Raw genomic sequence first — 25316 nt, forward strand, 5'->3', positions numbered from 1 at the left:
AAAAATGCAACAAAACGCTGCTGATGAAGAAAGAATAAAGTAAACTTTCACCACATTGTCCCATATACTAGACTATCGATCATATCTCTGGAGGGATGCTGGTGAGAGCAAATGATCAAACAAAGGATTGCCATATCGGAGATTTGATCAAGCCTCTGCTTGCCAGACGCTCTCTCTCGATGCGCAAATTCAGTACGTTGTGCGGAATGGACACGGCCACCATTTCTCGGATTCTGAACGGAAAGCAGCAACCGAAGCTCACGCATTTACAGATCTTTTCCGAACATTTGGATGTATCTCTGGATCATCTCATTGAGGCTGCAGGCTTCAAAATCGATAACGCAAAAAGAGGGGCAGAGCGGGGGATTCTGGATTCGCTTGAATCGATCAAGACGGTCCTGCAACATACGAAATTATTTGACCTCGATGTGACAACAGAGCGGATAGAACAGGAAATGGTTAAGTACGAACAATATGCACGTACAGATGAAGGGCATCGAATAATATGTAAGGAGTTTGATCTAAAAATCAATCAGATAAACGGTGCAGGACCGTTCATTGAACATTTGAAGGAAATGCATATTCAATACTGTGATGAGATTACACCAGAGAACGATCGTTCTCTGATTGGAAGTGCATTGTTATACTTTATTTCGTCTGCGGATCTGATCCCGGACTATCTCTTTCCGATTGGTTATCTGGATGATGCCATCGTTGTGTATCTGGTGTTGGATCGTCTGAAACAACGCACATGACACGATTGGTTTGGGAGAACACCAAAAGAACGGCGCGAAGTTTCTCGCGTCGTTCTTTTTACTATCAGAGTGAATCAGTCATAGTTATAAAGAACTGTTTGGATCAATTAAAAAGCCGTGGTATTCACATTTGCGAAAAACATATGGTTAACGGAGAGTCATTAGACTTATGAAAGCATTAAAAAGGCTTATTTTCTATTATTTTCTATAAAAGTGCTTGTATATCTCTTTTTATGACTCTATAATATACCATAAATATACAATTAGATTCTAAATTTTATATTATATGTAATTTTAAGAGTGTTTGTACATATTCAAGAAATCTCCTGATCTATCCAGAGCAATCATACTCCCATGTAAAGTAAGCGTTCTTGCTAACGCCGGTGATTACCCTCCTTAATGAATGCGAATAAACTTCCACCCACAAGATTAATTGATCTGAAATTCACCTCTTCCATATACGCTAAATTTGGCTATCTATAATCTTTCACATGCGATGTAATTTAATAACCTGTCCTGTAAAGGAGGTGAGGCTTGATGTAAATGAACGCAACACGTCTGCCCATGTTGAGGCCGTTTCATCGTTTTCATTTTTAGAAATGGATACAGTAAATCACTGTATTACAAAAACCGGGTAAAAGGAGTGGAAAAGTTTGATAAAGATGAATCGTTTACGCAAGCCGCTGTCCATGGGCCTGTCGCTTCTCCTTGCATTATCTATCATACAACCGGTTTCAGCTGAAAACGCCGCATCGCAGAAGATTGACATGAAATCCAGTTCGGACAAAATCACTACTTCCAAAGTCAACGCCAAATTAAGCAAGGAATTTGAGAGTAATGATTATGTAACTTATCTGGTGAAAATGAAAGAACAGGTAGATACTGCCTCTGTCTCCAAACAAGCCATGCAAAAGGCAACAATCGAAAAGCAAACGGCTTCGGCAACGAAACTGTCGGTACGAAGCACCGTTGTCAGCTCTCTGCGGGAAACGGCCTCGCGATCTCAGTACACACTTGAAAGTTTTCTTGAAAAGGAACTTGACCTTGGCAAGGTCAAAGAATATAAAAGCTATTTCATCGTTAATGCACTGGCAGTAACGAGCACCAAAGAAGTCATGGAACAGATTGCACTTCTGCCTGAGGTAGATAAAATATTGCCAAATGAGGAGCGTTTTCTGCAAAAAACCGAGGTCAGTAATGAAAAAGCAACCGCAGCCCCTGCGGCAGACACTACAACGATCCCGGCAAAAGAGTCGCCAGCGAAAGAAAGCGCAGCGGCTAACGATAAGAGCCTGCAGACAGAGAACGTAGAATGGAATATCGATTCTATCAACGCGCCAGCAGTCTGGGATAAAGGAATCGACGGTACAGGAATCGTTGTTGCCAACCTGGACAGCGGGGTCGATTACACGCATCCAGCGCTTCGGAGCAAATGGAGAGGGCTTGATGCTTCGGGAAATATCGTTGATCCCGAACTAAGCTGGTACGATCCCCATAGCAATGCTTCGCTTCCTGCGGATGGAGACGGTCATGGTACACATACCATGGGTACGATGGTAGGCTCCGAAGCGAACGGCACCAACAAGATTGGGGTTGCTCCAGGGGCAAAATGGATTGCCGTTCGGATTTTCAATCCGAGTACCACGGATGCCATTATACTGGATGGCGGTCAATGGCTGATTGCTCCAGTGGATGCTGAAGGAAACTTGCATCCTGAGCTTGCCCCGGATGTGGTTAACAATTCCTGGGGTGGTGGTCCAGGATTGGACGAGTGGTTCCGTCCAATGGTACAGGCTTGGCGTGATGCACAGATCTTTCCGGAATTTTCAGCCGGGAATGTGACACTGACGAATCCGGGAGGTCCAGGTTCGGTGGCGAACCCTGCGAACTATCCAGAGAGCTTCGCTACGGGAGCAACGGATATCAACGGGAATCTGGCTTCTTTTTCCCTTCTTGGTCCTTCCCCTTATGAGGAAATTAAGCCGGAAGTTTCGGCTCCAGGTGTTAACATCCGTTCCTCTGTTCCGGGCGGAGTATATGAGGGTGGCTGGAACGGCACGTCCATGGCAGGCCCGCATACCACTGCACTGGCCGCACTCCTGCTTCAAGCTAATCATTCCCTTACGGTTGATCAGTTAGAGCAGATCATTATGGATACAGCTACACCGAGAACAGACAGCCGGTATCCAAATTCGCCAAATAACGGTTACGGTCATGGCATTATCAATGCACTGGATGCTGTGGGCTCTGTCCTCGAAGGCATAGGCACGGTATCTGGCAGGGTTGTCACAGCTGGTGACGATCTGGAAGCGCCGGTTCTGGAACATACGCCTGTCAATTCTGCCTTTACGGGGCTTGATATTCCACTGACTGCACGTGTTACCGATAATGTCGGTGTAACCACAGTGGAGGCATTTGCCAAAACAACGGGCACGAGCCAATACGTATATCTGCCGATGAATCGAGTAGCTGGGGATGCCAAAGATGGAACTTATACAGCGACAATTCCGGCATTTCTAATCGAGTCACAGGGTTTGGAGTACTATATCCGGGTCAATGATTATGGCAACAACGGATTCGAGAGTGAAGTTTACAAGGTTGCTGTCTCCAATGGAGTCCAGCCTGGGTATCTGCAAGATTTTGAGGAAGACAATCTGGGCTTTACTTCGGGTGGAGTTGGCAACACTTGGGCATGGGGAGCACCAACAAGTGGACCGGGAAGTGCCTACTCTGGTGACAAAGTGATTGCAACTAATCTGACTGGGACTTATGCAGCCAACAGTAATGCTTACTTACTTGCACCACCAATTGATCTTACCCAGAGCCCTGAGGGAGCATTGTTATCCTTCAAGCACTGGTATGATTTGGAGAGCAATATCGATTTTGGCAAAGTGTACATTGCAACAGAGGATGGTGACTTCGTATTTGAAGAGGCATTGAGCTTTACAGGTGCCGGTGGAGGCTGGAAAACGCAATATATTGACTTGCGTGAATACGCCGGTCAACAGGTATTTATCAAGTTTAATCTGACCAGTGACAATTCCGTTCAGAAGGCTGGTTGGTATATCGATGACTTTTCAGTACAAGCTCCAGATGATATTGCTCCGGGAGCACCAAGCGGATTGTCCGCTTCTGCCGACATACTGGGGAATGTAAACTTGTCCTGGACGGGATCGGACGATGAGGATCTGGAATCCTACAACGTATATCGTTCAACGAATTCAGGCACAGGTTATGAATTGCTCGGAAATACATCTGCAACGACATTTACGGATACGGCTACAGTAACAGATTCGACTTATTTTTATACGGTAGCCGCTCTTGATTATAGTGGCAATGAGAGTGACAAGTCGAATGAGGTATCCGTGACCGTGGAGGTCCCTGAAGATATCTTCATCGATCACTTTGATGGCAACAGTGACAATGAGTGGACTCATTCCGGCACCAAGGACGAGTGGGAACGCGGAGTACCTGTCGTTGGACCTGCCAGTGCGGTTTCTCCGCCGAATGTTTGGGCAACTGATCTGGACAGTACCTATGAGAACGGTTCTAACTATTCTCTGGTATCGCCAGTCGTGGATCTAACTCAGGTGGATCAAGCTACGCTGACGTTCAATCATTGGTATGAAATCGAAAGTGGATACGATTACGGTTATGTTGAAGCCACGAAAGACGGTGGCAACACATGGTCGGAGCTCGGTAAATTCTCTCATTCTTCAAATGGAAAACAATGGACTCCGGTATTTTACGATCTGGCAGCTTTGAAGGGGAATGAAGTTCAATTCCGGTTCAGATTGACTTCAGACAGCAGTGTCGTCAAGCAAGGCTGGTACATCGATGACTTCCGCATTCTGGGTATCGCCGCTGAGACGGTTACAAAAGATACGGCAGTTGTTCTGAACAGCGACAAGCCTAAGCCGGAATATGATACTTCTTGGTACAAAATTTCAAATACGGACAAGGCCGAATTTAATAAAACCAAACAGGAACAGCCCGAAGTACAGAAACCTGGAACAGGTTCTGTAACGCCGCAAAGTTTGCCTGCAAGTGCAACGGTCACTGTTCTGGAAACAGGACGTTCAGTGAAGACGGACCCGACGACAGGCAAATACAGTTTCACTCACGTGGCGGGTGATTACACGTTGAAGGCTGAGGCCTATGGCTATTATCCTCAAACGAAGACGGTAACCATCACGGATGGAAGTGGAGCAACAGCCAACTTCAATCTGGAAACCATTCCTCAAGGAAAGATTGAAGGTATTGTGAGCGATGAACGGACAGGGAAACCTATCGCTGGAGCATCCGTCCTCGTGTTGGAAGATGCTCAAGTAGGTGCTGTACGCACAGGAGCAGACGGTAAATTTGCTCTGGATGTTCTGGAAGGAAGCTATACGTTATCGATCATCGCGACGGACTACTATAGCAAAACGGTAAATGTAACAGTACCTGGAAACGGTACAGTCGAAGCGAAAGTTGCCTTAAAACCATTTATCGGATTTCCTGGTGAAATCGCTTATGACGATGGAACGGCTGAAAATGCAAGAGCCTTTGTGGCCGCAGATAACGCATGGGCTGTACGTATGACACCAGAACTAGAGACAGCACAGCTTACAGGTGCATCACTTCGATTCTGGAATACACAATGGCCTGTACCAGGTGGAACAGCATTCAAATATGCCGTCTATGATGCCTCCGGATCGGGTGGAGCGCCAGGCCGATTGCTGGCAGGACCTTTCGACGGTACGGCATTGCGCAATGATCAGTGGACAACCGTTGAATTTCCTGAGCCAGTAGTGGTACAAGGCGATTTCTATATCGTGTATGTACAGACTGCTGTTGGAACGAGCGCACCTGGACTCGCAACCGATGAAAACGGTGTGAATGCAGGGCGGAGCTGGCAGCGTGTAGGTGGCGTATGGAGTACTGCACCAGCAGAAGAGGGTAACTATATGATTCGTGCAGTCGTGAAATATCCAGTGAATGCACCTGTACTCACACAACCGACGAGCACCTATACCAATCAGTCGACATTTACTGTGTCTGGAACTTCTCCAGCTTCAGGAGCCCAGATCAAGGTATATAATGGAAAAGAAGTAGCGGGAACAACGACAGTGGAGAATGGAAAATTTAAGCTGAATGTTAAACTTCGTGCAGGGGTTAATGCCATTACTGCCGAGGCGGTAGTTAACGGGAAAACGACCGATCGCTCCCTTCCAGTTGTGATCATCTTGGATCAGACAGCACCTGTGTTAACTGTCCTTACACCTGAAGAAGCAAGTCGAACTAACACAGAAGTGGTTCATGTGACGGGCGATGTACAGGACCAATTCCTCGACAAAGTGACCATTAACGGACAGAAGGTGAAATTGGAGCAAGACAGAAGTTTTAATCACCGCGTACTTGTGAATGAGGGCAAGAACACGATTACAATCATTGCGACAGATATTGCAGGCAATAAAACAACCGTGACACGGACTGTTTATGTGGAAACGTCTTTGCCTGAACTGACCAATATCTCTCCGGCTGAGGATGTACGGATTGTGGCAGGAGAAACTGTAACGGTTTCGTTCGACAGTATCCCCAAATTACAGGCCTCTTTCCGGATTGAACTGCCATCCAATTTGAGCACACAGGCTGGCGCAGAGATTCCATTGTTGGAAACGGAACCTGGTCATTATACAGGGACCTATACCACTGCATCTTCGCTGGTGCTTGAGGGTGGAGTGATCGTGATCCGTGCTCAGGATGCAGCAGGAAACAAAGTCGAAGTGGAAGCGCCAGGACGGTTATTCGTATCTGCAGCAGAAGCTCCCGACACGAATGTGCCAGTTGACGAAAATCTGTTACCTTAATCGAAGCATCACGGAGATGCTTATAATCCAGCTTCAAATTGAAACAGAAACGATGATTTGAAAATGTAAAGTGAAAAGCCGACAAGCCCAAAGAAGAGGGGCTTGTCGGCTTTTTGTATGTAAATTCAAGAAGTATTGCCTAAGATTCGTTCAATGATATTGCATATGATGCATGAACTTAATGAAACAGCGATATGTGTTCAATATGAAGACTGGAGGAACGATCTGTGGGTATTGAGAAATCACAACCGTTAAGAAGCAAATGGCTAAAAACAAAGCAGCTTATCAATAATGATTCAATAAAACCGTTCATACCTGATACACAAAAGTTTAACAAGGTGAATCTAAAATCCATGATAGCCAGATATGGAATGTTATATATCAAGCCTGAAATAGGAACTCATGGAGTGGGCGTCATTAAGGCTGAGATGGAAAATCAACATGATTTTGCGTATCAGATGAATCAAAAACGTCTGACGTTTAATAGCTTTGATTCGTTCTATAAAAGTCTTGCACACGTTGTGAAACAGCGAAGTTATCTCATTCAAAGAGGAATACATTTGCTAAAACACAACAACAGGCGCTTTGACATCCGGGTCATGGTACAGTTAAGCCCAGAACAGCAGTGGGAAGCAACGGGGGTTATCGGTCGACTTGGACATTCCAAAAAAATAGTAACCAATTATCATAACGGCGGTCAGCCAATGGATATTCATAAGCTTCTGGAATCTCATGTGTCCGCAAAGCGCAGAAATGAACTGATTCAGGAGATGAATAAGCTGGGTGTTGGGATAGCTCGTCATATGAACAAGAAATACAAGCGATTGAAGGCAATTGGCGTGGATATTGGACTGGATCAAAGTCTGACACCTTGGGTCATTGAAGTGAATGCCAAGCCGGACCCTTATATTTTTAAACAATTAAAAGACAGGACGATGTATCGCAAGGTAATTCGGTATTTCCGCCATACAGATCATAAGCCATAAAATATCTTCAGCTTAACTTTGGACATCCTTGATTCCGAATTGTTACATGCAGAGAAAGCTTCCTATTATCACGACTTGGTGAGCAGGAAGCTTTTTTGCTTGTTTTCTTAAGAAGGTCATTCTAATTCATGTCGTAATTTTATATAGTTATTGTCGTAAGTTCCTATTAAAATTAGATCAGGTCTGTGTTAATTTATAGTTAGATGTCAGAATATCATATAGTATGGAGGTTAATCATAGTGACCATTCGAATAGGTAAAATAAGCTTATGGCACGTACATGCCTGGGATTATATTAAACAGGCTCAGGAGCACGAAGATACGGTGATGGCTGCTGTATGGGATGAAGATGCCGAGCGCGGACAGGAAGCTGCTGAACGTTTGAACGTGCCATTCTATGCTTCTCTGGAAGATATGCTGGCACAGGACAACATCGATGCCGTCATTGTGGATGCACCGACACGTCTTCACGAAGATGTGATCACTGCTGCTGCGAAAGCGGGCAAACACATTTTCACAGAAAAAGTTATCGCTTCAACGATTAAAGAAGTAAATACGATCATTTCGGATGTACAGGATAACGGAGTGAAAATGACGGTATCTTTACCGCGTTTGAACGATGGATATACATTAACTATTCAAGATGTTCTGAACCAAGGACTACTTGGTAAGGTGACTTATGTTCGTGTGCGTTTATCGCATAACGGTGCGATTGGCAATTGGCTGCCTGAGCATTTTTATCATCTGGAAGATTGTCAGGGCGGGGCATTAATTGACCTCGGTTGTCATCCGATGTATCTGACGAATCTGTTCCTAGGTCAAGAAGTGACTGGGGTTAATGCTAATTTCGGATATGTTACTGGAAAAGAAGTGGAAGATAACGCGGTTGCTACGTTATTTACGGATTCCGGAGCAATCGGTGTAGTCGAGGCTGGGTTTGTGAACAGTCATTCGCCGTTTGCGATAGAGGTTCATGGTACGGAAGGCACACTTTTATACGGAACACCAGAGGATAAGCTGCTAATCCGCACGAATGTTGGTTCAGATCAACAGAAGGAATGGACAGAGATTCCTTTGCTGGACAGAAGAGAAAGCGCATTCAGCCAGTGGGTATCCCATATTCAGAATGATACGATTGCTACCGAGAATTTGCAGACGGCTACTCAATTGACTCGCCTGATGGAGGCTGCCAACCTTTCTGCGAAGGAAGGGCGCAAAATCTCCTTGAAGGAGTTACAGGGATAGGGTTTGGGAGGTGCCGCATTGAGCCGATATCCTTTTGAGAAGATGCTTGAACGACAGGATATCCTGGAAAGATTGGATGTCTCGATCCTGTGGGGACACTACGAGATACGAGTTCTGCGATTTCATCTGACTTCTTTTCCAGCAGGCAGAATCGTTGATTTTCATAACCATGCGGAATTCGAGTTACATTTCATCCCGAGAGGGAAAGGAAAAGTCATTCTGGGGGATGAGATGCATCCGCTCTCTGAAGGCATGCTGTATTTAACGGGTCCGGGTCTTGTTCATTATCAGGAGGCGGATTCCCAAGAGGCCATGGATGAACTATGCCTGCATGTGGATATCATTGAACATCCCAGAGAGGGTGTAGATCCGTGGGAGGCAGCAGAGTCAGAGGAAACGATCGAAAAGCTTAGAACACTTCCTCTTGCTCCGGTACATGATTATCATCGCGCCATGAACTGTTTCCTGGAAGCTTATGAGGCTTGTGACCGTAAACTAATTGGATATTACACGTCCATTAAGCAGCAGGTGATCAGTATTCTGCTGAAGACCGTCCGAGCCTACGATATCGGGGGGAATCGGGCGGAGGCTCCTGTGCGAGACATGTCTGTGTACAGGTACGATTATGCCATTCAGTATATGGAGGCAAATCATCCCTCAGCAGTAACGCTGGAGAATGTAGCGGAGAAGCTACATATTAGCAGCAGACAACTGCAACGAATCTTTTATCAGGTTCAGCCGGAAATGCCTTTCAGCCGTGTGTTGGAGGATATCCGCCTGCGCGCGGTGTGCCGCAATCTGGAAGAAAGTCATGTTTCCATCGAACAAATTGCCCTGGCTTCAGGGTTTACCAATGCTAATTATTTACATGCTGTTTTTCGAAAGCGTCTGGGGATGACCCCATCGGCTTTCCGTAAAATGAAACAACCAAACCAAAAGTGAGGGTGATTAGATATGAGTAAAACGTATCGTGTAGGGATTATTGGCTGTGGCGGGATTGCAAACGGCAAACATCTGCCAAGTTTGAGCAAGCTTGATAATGTAGAACTGGTTGCTTTCTGTGATATCGTTCAGGAACGTGCAGAAGAAGCCAAAGAAAAGTATGGTAGTTCCGAAGCACAGGTATACACGGATTATCAAGAATTACTTCAGGATGAAACGATTGATATTGTTCATGTTCTTACGCCAAATATCTCTCACGCAGAGATTTCTATTGCTGCACTTGAAGCCGGAAAACACGTCATGTGTGAAAAACCAATGGCCAAGACATCTGCTGAAGCGCAAAAAATGCTTGAAGCAGCCGAGCGTACTGGTAAAAAACTGACCATCGGATACAATAACCGTTTCAGAGAAGACAGCTTGTACCTGAAGCAGCTGTGTGAAGCTGGCGAACTGGGTTCGATTTACTTTGCCAAAGCACATGCGATCAGAAGAAGAGCGGTACCTACTTGGGGTGTTTTCCTTGATGAGGAGAAACAAGGTGGCGGACCGTTGATTGACATCGGTACACATGCACTTGACCTGACGCTGTGGATGATGGATAACTATCAACCAAAGGTTGTTCTGGGCACAACTCATCACGAGCTTTCACAAAGAGAAAATGCAGCGAATGCATGGGGCCCGTGGGACCCGAAAAAATTCTCGGTTGAAGATTCCGCTTTTGGTATGATTGTAATGGAGAATGGCGCGACGATCATGTTGGAATCCAGCTGGGCGCTCAATTCACTGGACGTGGATGAAGCGAAATGCAGCTTGAGCGGAAGCGAAGCGGGCGCGGATATGAAGAATGGCCTGCGCATCAATGGAGAGAAATTCAGCCGTTTGTATACCAACGAAATTGAACTGAGTGCAGGCGGGGTCGCTTTCTACGATGGAAAAAGTGAAAGTGCACCGGATGTAGAGATGAGAAAATGGATTGAAGCGATCGATAAAGATCTGGAGCCGGTTGTAACTCCTAAACAGGCTTTGGTGGTTTCACAGATCCTGGAGGCACTCTATGAGTCCGCTCGTACAGGTAAAGCCGTTTACATGAACGAATCCAATTAAGCCTAAAATACATTCCAGAAACCTTTATCCTCATCAGGAGGATAAAGGTTTTTGTTCTTTTATACGCTATCCATTTGTCTATACCGTGCCTTACTTCTGTACGTATATAGAGAGAACAATCCAAATTAAAAAGATGTTTCTGTCTAATGCAGATGCATCTTTTTTATTTGGAAAACGGGTCGAGTTGAAAACTATTTTTAAATATATTCAAAAAAAGTATTGCATATCTGTTTAGTCGGAATTATATTAATGGTATAAGGTCTAGACCATTTACAGATCGGAGTGTTTGCATGTCCAGTACGTTTTCATTTCGTTTTGAAAAAGTATCTACCAAAAAGGTCAGTGAATTTATTAGAGAACAACTGGAAGAAGCCATCATACTCAAAGAATTAATGAGTGAAGAACAGCTTCCTTCGGAACGAGAACTGGCCGAGATTTTTAATGCAAGTCGCATTACGGTACGTGAGGCTTTATCTACGTTGGAAGACAAAGGTCTGATAGAGAAGCGCGTGGGGGCTAAGGGTGGAACGTTTGTCTTGCCTCTGACAGCCAATTCTCATAAACGCACAAGAGAAGAAATTAAACGGGATTGGGAACAGATGCTGAAAGTGTTTGAATACCGGACCATTATTGAGCCGGAAGCGGCTTTTCTGGCTGCTGAGCGGATTACCGCAGGCGAGCTGGAGCTGCTGGAAGCTTATATGGAGCAAAGCATTGAACCTCATTGTACAAGGGAATGGTTTCGGGCTCTGGATGTGAAGTTCCATCTAACCATTGCCAAGGCATCCGGGAATCCATACTGCGAGGCGGCCGTGAGACAGATCCGAACAAAAATTAATCCGGCATTGGACCTAATGCCATATGATGACCGAATCCGCTCCGTCAATCATGGGATACATATGGAGATTCTTGAAGCACTGAAAGCACATGACAGCATCAAGTCCCGGGAGACCATGAAAAGACACATCGAATTCTCGGCTGATGCGATCTATGCCCGACTGGTATCAGAATCGGATGACAAAGAAGGGAATGAGAACTAATGGACCAATCACAACTATATCAACGTGCACAAGCATTGCAGCCCCAACTCATTGCCTGGCGGAGAGATTTCCATCGCCATCCGGAAATCGGCTATGAAGAATTCAGAACGTCAGAGATCGTAGCCAAACACTTGGAAAGTCTGGGTCTTGAAGTGACGCGTAATGTCGGAAAAACCGGAGTTGTAGGCTTGTTGAGAGGAGAGACAGAGGGCCCCACTTTTGCACTTCGGGCAGATATGGACGCATTGCCTATACAAGATCAGAAGTCGGCTGAGTACAGTTCGCAAGTAGAAGGCAAGGCGCATCTGTGCGGGCATGATGCACATACAACCATTCTGATGGGAGCGGCGGAGCTGCTAACGAGCCTCGGCCGACCGAAAGCGGGCAACATCAAATTTGTGTTTCAGCCTGCGGAGGAAGGATTGGCAGGTGCACGTGCCATGATTCAGGATGGAGTACTTGAGAATCCGAAAGTGGACGCGATTGCAGGATTGCATATGACTCCGGGACAAGATACGGGTACCGTCGGGGTAAGCAAAGGTGTGGCGTTTGCCTCGGCAGACCGTCTGGTGATTCGGGTACTTGGCAAGGGTGGACATGCTGCGAGGCCGCATGAAGGTATCGATGCCATTGCCGTATCTGCTCAGGTCATCACTGCACTACAGAACCTGGCTAGTCGTATGGTAGACCCGCTGGAGCCGGTTGTGGTAACGATCGGTAAAATAACTGGAGGCTACATGGGAACCGCCATTGCACCGGAGGTTGAGATGATCGGCACGGTTCGAACACTCTCCCCTGCCATTCGTGAACGCATGCCAGCCTTGATTGAACAGGTCGTAAGTGGTGTGTGCAGTTCGTTCGGGGCGGACCATGAAGTCATCTATGGTGATGGCTACCCCGTTGTGGTTAACGATCTGGGCATGGTGGACCTGCTTGCGGAGACCGTTGATGGACTCGAATGGGCGAAGGGATGGAGTAGTATTCCGCCATCTACGGGTGGCGAAGATTTCGCATTCTATTGTGAACAGATTCCGGGTGTTTTCTTCCGATTGGGTTCAGGGAACGAGGAAGAGCGAACCCGTTACCCGCTTCACCATCCGATGTTCGATCTGGATGAGACGGTCATGCCTTATGGTGTAGGCATGCTGTCCGCCGTAGCGCTTGAATATTTGGCAAGACATACAACTTCTTAGGGGGAGCATGGAAAATGAAAAAAAGACAATGGACTAGCATGTGGATCACATTATTGGCTGTAGTACTGGTACTGAGCGCTTGCGGTGGTAAGAGTACGGATAGCAATTCGGCATCCAGTGAATCTGGCAGCGGTACTGTTGCCAGCACTACACTTACAATCGCAGCTGCTACGGATATTGAGAGCTTTGACCCGCACAACAACAATAATACATCCAGTGAAGCAGTACTGGTCAACGTATATGATTATCTGATCAAAAATGATAGTGAACAGAAGAAGGTTCCAGGTCTCGCGACTTCATGGGAGCAAGTGAATGACACCACATGGCGCTTTAAGCTCCGTGAAGGCGTGACCTTCCATAACGGTGATCCATTCACATCAGCAGATGTGAAGTATACACTGGAGCGCGTAGCTAAAGACAGCACACTGAAACAAAACAGCTACTTCAAAAACATTGTTGAAGTGAAAGCGATCGATGAACATACGGTAGATATTATTACAGACGGACCAGATCCGTTGCTGCTTAACCGTCTGTCCAAAATGGGGGCAGGCATCTTGCCAGCAAAATATATTAAGGACAATGGGTTCGATAAATTCCTGAAACAACCGGTTGGCACAGGTCCATACAAATTCAGCAAATGGACAAAAGATGATCGCGTTGAAGTGGTGAAAAATGAAAATTACTTCGATGGTGAACCGAAATGGAATGAGGTTGTATTCCGTGTCATCCCGGAAGCTTCCACACGTGTATCGGAACTGCTGGCTGGTGGTGTTGATATCGCAGCATCCATACCGTCGACAGATATTGCTCGCATTGAAGGCGAAGCAGACAAAAAGATCGTCAAAGCACCGATTCAGCGTGTACTTCAGTTGATTTTCCGCCAAACAGAGGGCAGCGTCACAGCTGATCCGAAGGTTCGGGAGGCCATTGATCTGGCGATTGACAAGCAGGGCATTGTAGACAGCATTGCCGGAGGTGCAGGTATTGTGACTCGCACATCCGTAACGCCTGGCAACTTTGGGGCAGATCCTTCGTTGTACAAAACATCGCTTTATGATCAAGAGAAGGCGAAGCAACTGTTGCAGGAAGCAGGTTATGCAGAAGGTGAAGCGGAGATGACCATCTCGGTATCCTCTCAATACAAAGAGCCTGCCGAAGTCGTGGCAGCGATGCTGGAGCAAGTGGGCTTCAAAATTAACCTGGACGTGCTGGAACCAAGCGCTTTCAGTGAACGTTACAGTTCCAAGTCATTCAAGGAAATCTTCATGATCGGAATTGGTAATTCCCTCTTTGATGCTTCAAATAACTACAATCGTTACATGTTGGAAGAGGCCAAAGGTGAGTCGGACTATAACAATCCGGAAGTGGAGAAATTGCTCCAGTCTGCACTGATCAACATGGACCCGGCTTCCAGGGAGAAAGAGTACCAGCAAGTACAGCAAATTCTTGCTGAAGATCGCCCAGCTGTGTATCTGTACCAGATGGAAGGGGTTTATGGTACCGATAGCCGTGTGAACTTCAAGCCGCGTAGTGATGAAATGTTCTATGCTGACGAGATTACACCTGCACAGTAACTTCAGACAGAACAACCTGTTATGACAACGATAAGCCGAGAACGGCAGGGACTGCACCACGTTCCTGTCGTTCTTTTTTAAAAGGAGGTGGACAGAGAAATGGGCAAATATGTACTGAAGTCACTACTGCAGGTTATACCGGTTCTGTTCATTGTTTCGTTAATCGTATTTATATTGGTCCGCGTCACGGGTGATCCGGTAGCTCTGATGCTGCCCGAAACAGCTACTGCAGAAGACCGCGCTGTATTAACGCAGGCACTCGGACTGGACCAGCCGTTATACACGCAGTATATGAAGTTCCTTGGCAGCGCCTTGCAGGGAGACTTTGGTCAATCCTTCCGTTATGGAGAACCGGCTTTACAGCTTGTACTGGAACGATTGCCGGCCAGCTTTGAACTGGCTGTTGCAGCGATGTTTTTTGCCATTGTTATGGCTGTACCGCTTGGAGTTGCCTCAGCAGTCAAACGAAATACGTTTACCGATCTGATCATCTCCGGGATATCGGTCATTGGTAAAGCTATGCCGAATTTTTGGATGGGTATCATGCTCATTTTGTTATTTTCCGTGATGTGGGGAGTTTTACCTGTATCCGGCCGCGGCGGAGTATCACATCTGATATTGCCAGCCTTTACGCTAGGGGTAGGGCTTGCTGCACAAATGACTCGTCTGATTCGCTCCAGCATGCTGGAAATTCTGAGTCAGGATTACATCCGTACAGCACGGAGCAAAGGGCTTGGCCGGATGGTCGTGATTGGCAAACATGCGTTTCGCAACGGATTGATTCCGGTCGTGACGATTATGAGTTTGCAGTTCACAAGCTTAATTGGTGGAACATTGATTACGGAGACGGTATTCTCCTGGCCCGGGCTAGGTCAGTTGCTGGTTGTTGCAGTCAACACCCATGACATGGCGATTGTACAGGCCGCCGTTTTTGTCATTGCGTTTATCGTCGTTGTAACCAATATTTTGACAGATGTGGCCTACCGACTGCTTGATCCACGCATTAAATACGATTAGAAGGAGGTGCAATCGATGACAGGCAGCAATGAAAAGCCAATTCCGGGTGCAGAACAGGAACAAGAGAATGTACGTACACCAACAGGACTTCGCTATATCTGGAGACAACTGATCATCAGCAAGACCGGAATATTTGGCGCTGTGCTCGTATTGTTGGTTGTGTTAATCGCCATATGTGCACCTCTGTTAACGGGTCATGATCCTGGTGCAGTGAATCCTCTCAATCGTCTTAAACCGCCAGCTTGGCTTGATGGGGGAACGGCTGAATACTGGCTGGGTACGGATAATCTGGGCAGGGACATGTGGAGCCGAATCGTATATGGTGCGCGGGTTTCATTAATTGTAGGTATGGGAGCAGTCATCGTGTCCGGAATCATTGGTGCTATTCTTGGTCTCTTGTCCGGATTTTACGGAAAATGGCTGGATGCGGTTATTATGCGCGTGGGTGATGCATTCATGGCTATCCCTACGATTCTGTTTATGCTCGTTGTGATGGCTATTGTAGGGCCAGGGATTACGACGCTGATTTTGGTTATCGGTGTGACGAACTGGGTGCCTTTCACCCGTGTGGTCCGCAGTGAAGTGTTGAGTATCAAGGAACGGGACTTTGTACACGCTGCCAGATCAATCGGTGCCAAGAATGGGAGATTGATTCTAAAACACATTCTGCCGAATATTTTATCTTCCTTTATCGTGATCTGCGGTATGAATGTTGGGACCACGATTATTATGGAAGCTTCGCTCAGTTTCCTGGGCCTGGGCATTAAACCACCTGACATTTCCTGGGGAGGCATGCTCAGTGATGGAAGACAATATGTTGCAACAAGCTGGTGGGTGGCAACTTTCCCTGGACTAGCAATTACGCTGACGGTTCTTGGTGTCATTTTCCTGGGAGATTGGCTGCGCGATGTACTTGATCCACGTACGGATACAAACAAGAAATAAGAGGAACGGAGAAGGGAGCCATGGACATGAATAAAAAACCGATCTTGCCACAGGACTTAGTTCATTACCGCTGGGTTAGCCAGCCTGTAATGAATCAAGATGGTCAGGTGGCATACGTTGAACAGACGATTGATCAGCAGAAAAATGAATATATTACGCAAATTCGTGGCGTTTCACTTGATGGTAGTGGGGACAAGCCGCTTACAGACGGCGTAAAGGATTCATCTCCTTCTTGGTCACCAGATGGAACACAGCTCGCTTTTTTACGATTGGAAAGTGGGGGTAAAGGCTTATGGACCCTTGCGTCAGGTGATACAAAGGCTATAAATCTCATCTCGCCTGAGCGCAAGCTTTTACAATTTGTCTGGTCCCCGGATGGGCAATATATTGCATTTACAAGCAAAGTTGTGGAAGGCAAAGATGAAGCGATAACTGACAAAACATCAAAGACAGAAAAACCATTAAAGACAAACGAATCACCTAAAGTTAAAGTAACTCCCCTGAGAGGCAAGGTCTTTGAGCGCACGACACCCAAGGCAGAAGGCTCCGGCTGGTGGGATGGTCTGTATAGCCATCTGTTTGTATATGAGATCGGAAATGGAACCATTACACAGGTAACAACCGGATCATGGAATGTTGCTGCTCCGGTATGGTCGCCAGACGGTCAGGCTATTTCCTTTATTTCCAAGCAGGTACAGGATGAGGGGCTGGATGCCGATCTGTTGTACTTTGCGGATGTACATAACGTGAATCTGGCAAGCGGTGAGCAGCGCAGAGTAACGGATTCCAGTCTTCAGGTGAGCCAGTTCGCATATTCACCCGACGGAGAGCAACTGATTCTGATCGCCAGCGACCGAGAGTACGGAAGTGGCAGTCACAACAGACTATATGAAGTGCCGAGTAGTGGAGGTATTCCAAAGCAGCTGGCACCTGATGTTGATTTGCAGTTGGGGAACGCAGCACTTGGGGACATGAAATCGGCAAGCCCATCTCCGTCGCCACTGATGGATGACCATCATGCGCAACGTAAGGCATATGTACTGGGTACACAGGGTGGAAATGTGGACGTGTATCAAATCACCGAGGATGGGTATTGCCAAGCCGTGACGGGAAGTGGGGAGAAGGATGTATACCAATATACCCTGTCACCTGATGGTAAGACGCTGGTCATTGGCGCATTGACTGAGGATCACCCTGGAGAATTGTACCGTGTGGATATGAACAGTGGTGACGTGTTCAGACTCACCTGGCGAAACGATGAATTTTTGGCAGGCTTGGAAGTCAATGTACCTGAGCGTGTCGAGTTTACATCGTCGGACGGATGGCCCATTCAAGGTTGGTTGATGAAGCCGGTTATGCAGAAATCGGACACGAAAGTGCCGATGATATTACAGATTCATGGTGGACCGCACGCCATGTATACAGGCATCTTCAGCCACGAAATGCAGACACTTGCTGCACAGGGATATGCCGTTCTATGGGTAAATCCCCGGGGAAGTATGGGATACGGGCAGGAATTCGCCAGAGCTTGCCGAGGAGATTTTGCCGGGGGAGACTGTCGTGATCTGCTTGAGGCGGTGGACTATGCACTGGCAACATATGATTTTCTGGATGAAACACGTCTTGGTATTGGTGGAGGCAGTTACGGAGGCGTCATGACTAACTGGATCGTAGCTCATACCCTTCGATTTAAGGCAGCAGTAACGCAGCGTTGTATATCCAATTGGTTGTCCCTGTATGGAACCAGTGATATTGGAATCTCCTATGTGGAGGGGGTAATTGGCGGCAATCCGACAGAACATGCAGACATTTTATGGGCCCGTTCTCCCCTTGCTCATGCGCACAAGATTGAAACGCCACTTCTGATTATGCATGGAGAGCAGGATTATCGTACACCGATCGCACAGGCGGAGGAGTTATATACTACGTTAAAACGATATGGAAAAACGACCAAACTGATTCGATATCCAGGCTCCAATCACACGTTGCTCAAAAGCGGAAAACCCTCGCTTCGCGTGGATAGCTTTGAACAGGTCAATGCCTGGTTTAATCAATATCTCAAAGATGGAGAGGGCGGAGCATGAGCCGTGTTCAGTTATCCATTCCTGTAGCTCTGCTAGTCGAAAATGTTCTGACGAGCGGTGAACCGAGCGAATTAATCATTGATCGTTTACAGAGAAAAGAGTTCTCTTCGTTGTTATCCAAGATCAAGGAACCAACGATGGATCTGGTGGAGAGACTGGACACAGCAGCTGAAGTGGGAGACAACTGGGAAGAGGCCATACGCAGCAGGGTTTATGAATTCAAATTTTTGCATATTAACGCCCTGAAAAGACTGCTCTATTTCCGGTTCGATCTCAAGGCAGATCAGGATTATATCCAGGAAGATCTGACACTGAAAGATATTCATTTGACCTTGCAAGAGACCGAGTTGCTGCAATTGTTAGTTGGCAGACAGTGGATTGTGCAAGAAGAACAAGGTAAAGACCAGAGAGACAAGGACAGAGACACATCGTTAAGTATCCCTGTTCATATCCGATTAAAGTACTAGCTAAACACATTTATGGAGCCAAAAGCCGCGATTTTCGCGGTTTTTTTATTTGAAGCAGCTCCTTTTTCTATAAAAAAGTGACTTGACTTTTGCAGACGTTTAAGCAGGTACTTGACATCCGTATGGTATATTATAAAAAGCTCTTTTAATGGTGAACACATGATAATCATACAAGATGGGGTGTACGTGATGTATCAATATAAGGATCAGGAATATGAAGCTGTACATTTTGAGGGACGTGATTTGCGTTATGGAGAACTAATCAGCTGTGTTTTCAAACAGTGTACCTTTATGAACGCTTCGATGGAAGAAATCGAGACAAGCAACTGCCGTTTTATCGAATGTGACTTTAAAGGTGCTTCCATGAATGGCTCCATTCATAGAGAATCGGCGTTTGAAAACTGCTTATTTGGTGGTGCTAATCTATTTGCTTCCAAATTCACCTCCTGCAAGATGACGGGATCGGACTTTTCCGGTGCACAAATGGATGGTATTACACTAAGTCAGGGTGATTGGTCTTATACGAATCTGAGACATACCCGATTGGGCAAACAGGATTTGCGAGGAATTCGTTTCTTTGAAGCCGACTTTACGGACACGGATTTTACCAAAGCGGATCTGAGAGACTGTGATCTCACAAGAGCAGTTTTAAGCAGAGCCAAGCTGCAAGGGGCCGATCTTAGAGGCGCTAATCTGGAAGGAATCGATCTGAAATCATTGGATATTAAAGGCGTACGTTTGGATCGCGAACAAGCTGTTCTGTTTGTACGCTCTTATGGTGCGAAAGTAGATTAAGTTGAACATATACTGCTACAGTTTAGGCCAGTATTATAGAAACTTCAAAACTTTAAAAACGTCATAAACTGTATGAAGCCACCAAAAAGGTGGCTTTTTTGGCATGAATGATTTCCATTTAAAACAAATTTTGAAGGAATAAGAGATATAACCAAGGAATAGTAAACATAAGTTTCAAATAAAAGGAGGCCATTATGACGACTGCATTAATTACTATTGTTGCTGTTATTGGTTTTGGGATTATAACAGGCACAATCACTATGGTTATGATATTTAAACTGCTTCGTAACAATAAACACAAACAGCATTTTCGAAAAAGTATTTTAACGGAGGGAATTCCCGCAGAGGCGGTTATTCATGATATTACACAAACTTCATCCAGTATGGATGGAAGGCCTGGAGTGCGACTGGATTTGACCGTAACCCAAGTTGACGGCCGTACCTTTCCCACGATTGTAGAGACATATATCCCGGTTACACATATTCCCCAATTTCAGAAAGGAAATGTCATTCACGTAAGATACATTGTATACGGAAATGAACGAAAGGTTGAGGTAGAGGATGCCTATGTTCCGTGAATTTGACTGTTGAACGCAGCGTTGGGATAAATACTTCCATTAAAATGATTCAGGTTCTACATTGACTAGAAGTATGAACTGGTTTAGAATTAATTTATCTTGATAATCTAGATACTTTATTTTCGAGATAAATTGATAGAAGAATCGAGGCAGTTCATATGAAAATTAATCACTTAAACTTAACGGTAACTGACGTTATTGAGGTTCAACATTTTCTCGAAACATATTTTGGATTAACCTGTTACGTCAATGCAGGTAAAGCATTTGCGGCTATGACCGACGACGATGGATTTTTATTAAACTTAATGTATGGCAAGGATATCAAATATCCAGAAACTTTCCATGTAGGGTTCCCACAAGACAGTAAGGAAGAGGTGGATAACTTGAACCAACGTCTCAAGAACGATGGAATTCAGGTAGAAAGCCCGGCTATTGTTCATGGTTCCTACACCTTTTATCTTCAGGCGCCAGGTGGAATCACACTTGAAGCATACTGTCTCATTGAAGGGGAAGATCCAACCAAAGGACCTCGTCCATCATTTGGAAAACTATAAATTAAATCCACTGAAGCCACGAAATTTCGTGGCTTTTTTTGTATTCTACGATAATCTGATTATAAAATGAATTTGTTGAAAAATGACAAAGTGATAAATTTTATTTATCGAAATGAAATTGAATTTCATTCATGAAAGTTTCATGAGTTCGTTTACATACCATAGAAAATATTTTATAATTGTCATCGGAAGAACCATAACTAACCAAAAGTTATTAAGTGTTAAAAATACATTAAAAAGACGTAACGTCAAGAGACATCATGAAAGAAGGCAATTAGTAAATGAACTCATTTTTTGTGGATTCCAATGGAAACTTAAAAACCTCTTTGAAAGGTAAGGATGTTCTGTCCAATCCCATGTTGAACAAGGGTACTGCCTTTAACGAAGAAGAAAGAAGAGAGCTCAACCTGAATGGCATCTTGCCACCGATGGTTTTAAATATTGAAGAACAAGTGAGTCGAGTATATCAGCAATTGCAGAATGAATCGGATAATTTGCGGAAAAGCATCATGCTTAGTGATTTGTTCAACCGAAATATTGTACTATTCTACCGTCTAATGAAGGATCACCTTAGTGAAATGCTGCCGATTGTGTATACACCTACGGTCGGACAAGCCATCCAGGAATACAGCCATCAGTACCACAGACCGGGTGGTTTATATTTATCCATTAATGATATGGATGGACTGGAAGAAGCTTTCCGCAACAGTGGATTACATGCTGGAGATGTGGATTTGATTGTGGTGACCGACTCGGAAAGTATTCTGGGCATCGGAGACTGGGGCGTTGGCGGCATTAAAATTGCCATTGGTAAACTTGCGGTATACACAGCAGCCGTAGGCGTTGACCCAAGCCGCGTATTGCCTGTTGTGCTGGACGTTGGAACCAATAATCCCAAATTACTGAATGATCCATTGTATGTGGGCAACCGTCATGAACGGATTCGCGGGGAAAAATATGAACAATTTATCGAAGCCTTTGTGAAAGAAACAACAAAGTGGTTCCCGGATATCTTGCTTCATTGGGAAGACCTGGGCAGCGTGAATGCCAGAAATATTATACAGAAATATGGGGAAGAACTGCTTACGTTTAATGATGATATTCAGGGAACGGGTGCGGTTACACTTGCGGCGATTATGTCCGGAGTTCAAGTGACGGGTGTGCCACTTCGTGAGCATCGTATCCTTGTATTTGGACCAGGGGCCGCTGGTATTGGTAACGCGGATCAGATTCTTGACGCCATGATGGAAGAAGGGCTTAAGAGGGAGGAAGCGGAGAACCGGTTCTGGGCTTTCGATTACCGTGGAATCCTTACCGATGAGACGGAAGGCCTATTTGAATTCCAGAAACCATATGTGCGTAAAGCTGCGGAAGTGGAAGATTGGGCATTGAATGAGCAAGGGCAGGTCAGCTTGCTGGAAGCTGTGAAACAGATCAAACCAACGATTCTGATCGGCACTTCTGGTGTGACAGGTGCCTTTAATGAACAAGTTATCAAAGAAATGGCGAAGCATGTGGAACGTCCAATCATTATGCCAATGTCCAACCCGACCTCACTTGCCGAAGCAGCACCAAGAAGTCTGATTGAATGGACGGATGGCAAAGCATTGATTGCAACAGGCAGTCCATTTGAATCTGTCATGTTTAATGACACTTTATATGAAATTGGTCAATCGAATAATGCTTTTGTGTTCCCTGGTTTGGGTCTGGGAGCGATTGTTGCAAAAGCATCTAAATTCACTAAAAACATGTTCACCGCAGCTGCAGTGGCCGTAGCTAATTCGGTAGATTCCTCTGCACCAGGTGCTCCACTTCTGCCCAGAGTGAAAGAACTACATGCTGTTTCGTACAAAGTTGCAGTGGCGGTCGCTAAGGCGGCAGTGGAAGATGGCGTTGCGCGTGTAGAGCTGAAAGACGTTGAAGAGGCGGTAAAAGCTGCCATGTGGCATCCGGTGTACAAACCGCTGTATGCGGCCGTTTAAAAATTGAAATAAATTGAATACAGCGCATGGTGACTATAAATCCATGAGGGTCGGGTGTAAGGTGGAGTTTAAAAGGATCGACATGATTTCTCGCCTTGACCCATGGCTGTATTCCATGTTAAGTTTCTGATATTAAATTGTGGAGCTTTTAAAGGGGGATAGAGCGATGACTGAATTAGAGGTTGTAGATGTTTATGTGAACCTGTCAACGAACATGAACACTGACATGGTTCACAACATAACTAATCAGAATCCGGCACTTTATCCTCCTATGCATAGATCATCTTGGCGTTAAATTTTTGGACGCCAGGTTTCTTTATCGTATAGTCAGGTTGATGTAACGCAAAAAAGCACCGGTGAATGGGGGCTTTTTTGCGTTTTTTCATTTGAGGATATTCTAATCACTATGACAGAAGGAATGTGTCATTCATTCAAGGGCGGACAGAAATTCTGATTATGTTCAAATATAAAGTGAGGGACCATGTCGTGGTAAATACCCCGTCGGTTAACTTTTATATTTCACATAAAAAGGATGATCTTTATGTCTTTAATCAACGTTACCAACCTAACCTTTGCCTATGATGGCAGTTACGATAATATATTTGAAAATGTGAGTTTTCAGCTGGACTCCGATTGGAAATTGGGCTTTACCGGAAGGAACGGCAGAGGTAAAACGACATTCCTCCAACTGCTGCTTGGTAAATATGAATACAGCGGAACTATTTCTGCGAATGTCAGCTTTGAGTACTTTCCTTTTCAGGTTGAGAATAAAGGAGCTATGACCCTCGATATCATTGAAGATGTCTATCCTGAATATTTACAATGGCAGCTTGTGCGTGAGCTTAACCTGTTAAAAGTTTCGGAAGATATCCTGTATCGGCCTTTCGATTCCTTGTCTAACGGAGAACAAACGAAGGTGATGCTGGCTGCCTTGTTTCTGAAGGATAATCGATTTTTGCTCATTGATGAACCTACCAATCATCTCGATATTCATGCCAGAAAACTCGTTAGTAATTATCTTCGCAGCAAAAGTGGATTTATTCTGGTGTCACATGATCGATCCTTTTTGGATAACAGCGTAGACCACATCCTGTCCATTAATAAAAATAACATCGAGATTCAGAAAGGGAACTTCTCCGCTTGGTGGGAAAATAAACAAAGGCAAGATCAGTTTGAACTTGCAAATAATGAAAAATTAATAAAGGACATCAAGCGTTTATCCGATTCTGCCAAACGGACGGGTGGATGGTCGCATGAAGTGGAAAGAACCAAAAATGGTACGAGAAATTCCGGTTCTAAGGTGGATAAAGGCTATATTGGACACAAGGCTGCCAAAATGATGAAACGTTCCAAAAATATCGAGCAGAGACAGCAATCCGCCATTCATGAGAAGTCCAAACTTCTGAAAAATATTGAGAGTGCAGAACGTCTACAGATTCATCAACTGGATTTTCACAAAAAAGAACTTGTCGAATTGGAACATGTGTCGATTGCATACGGCTCCAATATGGTATGTAAGGACGTGAATTTCACAGTTGAACAAGGGGATCGTATTGCGCTTTATGGTAAAAACGGATCGGGGAAATCAAGCATCCTTAAACTGATTTGTGATGAGAATATCCCTTATACAGGTTATTTTCGAAAGGATCACCAGCTTAAAATCTCGTATGTGTCGCAGGACACTTCGAATCTCGGCGGCCATTTATCTGACTATGCTGTCACGCAGGGAATCGATGAAAGCCTGTTTAAATCCATCCTAAGAAAGCTGGATTTTTCTAGGTTGCAATTGGAGAAGAATATCTCAACGTATAGCGCTGGCCAAAAAAAGAAAGTGCTGATTGCTAAAAGTCTCAGTGAGCAAGCTCATTTGCACATTTGGGATGAACCTCTCAATTTTGTAGATGTCATCTCTCGCATGCAAATTGAAGACTTGCTGCTGGAGTACTCCCCAACCCTTCTGTTTGTAGAGCATGACAGTGATTTTTGCGCAAATATTGCAACAAGAATTATCGAGCTATAAGCAACAGGGAAAGAAAAAAGATATAAATTCTAAGAGCCGCCGCTTGGCGGCTTTTAATCATCACATCTATCTTTGCAATACATAACCAATCATAGGTGATGTTTGTTAGTGTTCAGACATCGGAATTATGAGCAACTATGCTATAATTTTATAGTCACAACTAATCAAATGATGGATCATTGAA

The 25316-nt window shown here is 45.1% G+C and carries 18 protein-coding genes; all 18 read left to right on the plus strand.

From position 1 onward, the window contains the following. The first annotated feature begins 95 nt into the window (after window positions 1–95). The 18 genes from PTQ21_RS19430 to PTQ21_RS19515 all read left to right on the plus strand — a co-directional run bounded on the left by PTQ21_RS19430 (window position 96) and on the right by PTQ21_RS19515 (window position 25132). Entirely contained in the window at window positions 96–755 is a 660-nt protein-coding gene (locus PTQ21_RS19430) for a DUF1232 domain-containing protein (protein WP_420800335.1), read from the plus strand. 653 nt (window positions 756–1408) lie between these two features. Beyond that, a complete protein-coding gene (locus tag PTQ21_RS19435; protein ID WP_274566783.1) occupies window positions 1409–6607 on the plus strand; it encodes a S8 family peptidase in 5199 nt (1732 codons plus the stop codon). Window positions 6608–6834: 227 nt separating this feature from the next. Continuing rightward, on the plus strand, window positions 6835–7593 hold the full coding sequence (locus PTQ21_RS19440) for a YheC/YheD family protein (protein ID WP_274566784.1): 759 nt from the start codon (window positions 6835–6837) through the stop codon (window positions 7591–7593). A 239-nt stretch (window positions 7594–7832) separates the two neighbouring features. Continuing rightward, complete coding sequence (locus PTQ21_RS19445) at window positions 7833–8837, plus strand: Gfo/Idh/MocA family protein (RefSeq protein ID WP_231952525.1); 1005 nt, start codon at window positions 7833–7835, stop codon at window positions 8835–8837. A gap of 18 nt (window positions 8838–8855) precedes the next feature. Further along, window positions 8856–9779, plus strand: coding sequence for an AraC family transcriptional regulator (locus PTQ21_RS19450; RefSeq protein ID WP_024634223.1), 924 nt, complete (start codon window positions 8856–8858; stop codon window positions 9777–9779). Window positions 9780–9791: 12 nt separating this feature from the next. Continuing rightward, window positions 9792–10883 carry a Gfo/Idh/MocA family protein gene (locus PTQ21_RS19455; protein ID WP_063565210.1) on the plus strand — a complete coding sequence of 364 codons (1092 nt, stop codon included), beginning with the start codon at window positions 9792–9794 and terminating at the stop codon, window positions 10881–10883. Window positions 10884–11173: 290 nt separating this feature from the next. Further along, complete coding sequence (locus PTQ21_RS19460) at window positions 11174–11923, plus strand: FadR/GntR family transcriptional regulator (protein WP_079694345.1); 750 nt, start codon at window positions 11174–11176, stop codon at window positions 11921–11923. After that, entirely contained in the window at window positions 11923–13116 is a 1194-nt protein-coding gene (locus PTQ21_RS19465; protein WP_274566791.1) for a M20 metallopeptidase family protein, read from the plus strand. The genes PTQ21_RS19460 and PTQ21_RS19465 overlap by 1 nt, the downstream gene beginning before the upstream one ends. A 14-nt stretch (window positions 13117–13130) precedes the next feature. Continuing rightward, window positions 13131–14690 (plus strand): ABC transporter substrate-binding protein, encoded by a 1560-nt coding sequence (locus PTQ21_RS19470; RefSeq protein ID WP_063565207.1) that lies wholly within the window; start codon window positions 13131–13133, stop codon window positions 14688–14690. A 99-nt stretch (window positions 14691–14789) separates the two neighbouring features. Continuing rightward, window positions 14790–15707, plus strand: a complete 918-nt coding sequence (locus PTQ21_RS19475; protein ID WP_063565206.1) for an ABC transporter permease — start codon at window positions 14790–14792, stop codon at window positions 15705–15707. A 15-nt stretch (window positions 15708–15722) separates the two neighbouring features. Then, window positions 15723–16652, plus strand: a complete 930-nt coding sequence (locus PTQ21_RS19480; RefSeq protein ID WP_274566793.1) for an ABC transporter permease — start codon at window positions 15723–15725, stop codon at window positions 16650–16652. A gap of 26 nt (window positions 16653–16678) precedes the next feature. Continuing rightward, window positions 16679–18736, plus strand: a complete 2058-nt coding sequence (locus PTQ21_RS19485) for an alpha/beta hydrolase family protein (protein WP_274566794.1) — start codon at window positions 16679–16681, stop codon at window positions 18734–18736. After that, the gene (locus tag PTQ21_RS19490; RefSeq protein WP_063565204.1) at window positions 18733–19203 is read left to right on the plus strand and encodes a hypothetical protein; all 471 of its coding nucleotides are present in this window, start codon (window positions 18733–18735) and stop codon (window positions 19201–19203) included. The genes PTQ21_RS19485 and PTQ21_RS19490 overlap by 4 nt, the downstream gene beginning before the upstream one ends. Before the next feature lie 189 nt (window positions 19204–19392). Then, window positions 19393–19998, plus strand: coding sequence for a pentapeptide repeat-containing protein (locus PTQ21_RS19495; protein WP_063565203.1), 606 nt, complete (start codon window positions 19393–19395; stop codon window positions 19996–19998). Between the two features lie 194 nt (window positions 19999–20192). After that, complete coding sequence (locus tag PTQ21_RS19500; protein WP_274566795.1) at window positions 20193–20576, plus strand: hypothetical protein; 384 nt, start codon at window positions 20193–20195, stop codon at window positions 20574–20576. A 158-nt stretch (window positions 20577–20734) separates the two neighbouring features. Then, window positions 20735–21130, plus strand: a complete 396-nt coding sequence (locus PTQ21_RS19505) for a VOC family protein (protein ID WP_063565201.1) — start codon at window positions 20735–20737, stop codon at window positions 21128–21130. A 281-nt stretch (window positions 21131–21411) separates the two neighbouring features. Then, window positions 21412–23112, plus strand: coding sequence for an NAD-dependent malic enzyme (locus PTQ21_RS19510; RefSeq protein ID WP_090949684.1), 1701 nt, complete (start codon window positions 21412–21414; stop codon window positions 23110–23112). Window positions 23113–23653: 541 nt separating this feature from the next. Next, on the plus strand, window positions 23654–25132 hold the full coding sequence (locus PTQ21_RS19515) for an Lsa family ABC-F type ribosomal protection protein (protein ID WP_274566797.1): 1479 nt from the start codon (window positions 23654–23656) through the stop codon (window positions 25130–25132). The last annotated feature ends 184 nt before the right edge of the window (window positions 25133–25316 follow it).

It is taken from the genome of Paenibacillus marchantiae (assembly GCF_028771845.1).
Lineage (GTDB): Bacteria > Bacillota > Bacilli > Paenibacillales > Paenibacillaceae > Paenibacillus > Paenibacillus marchantiae.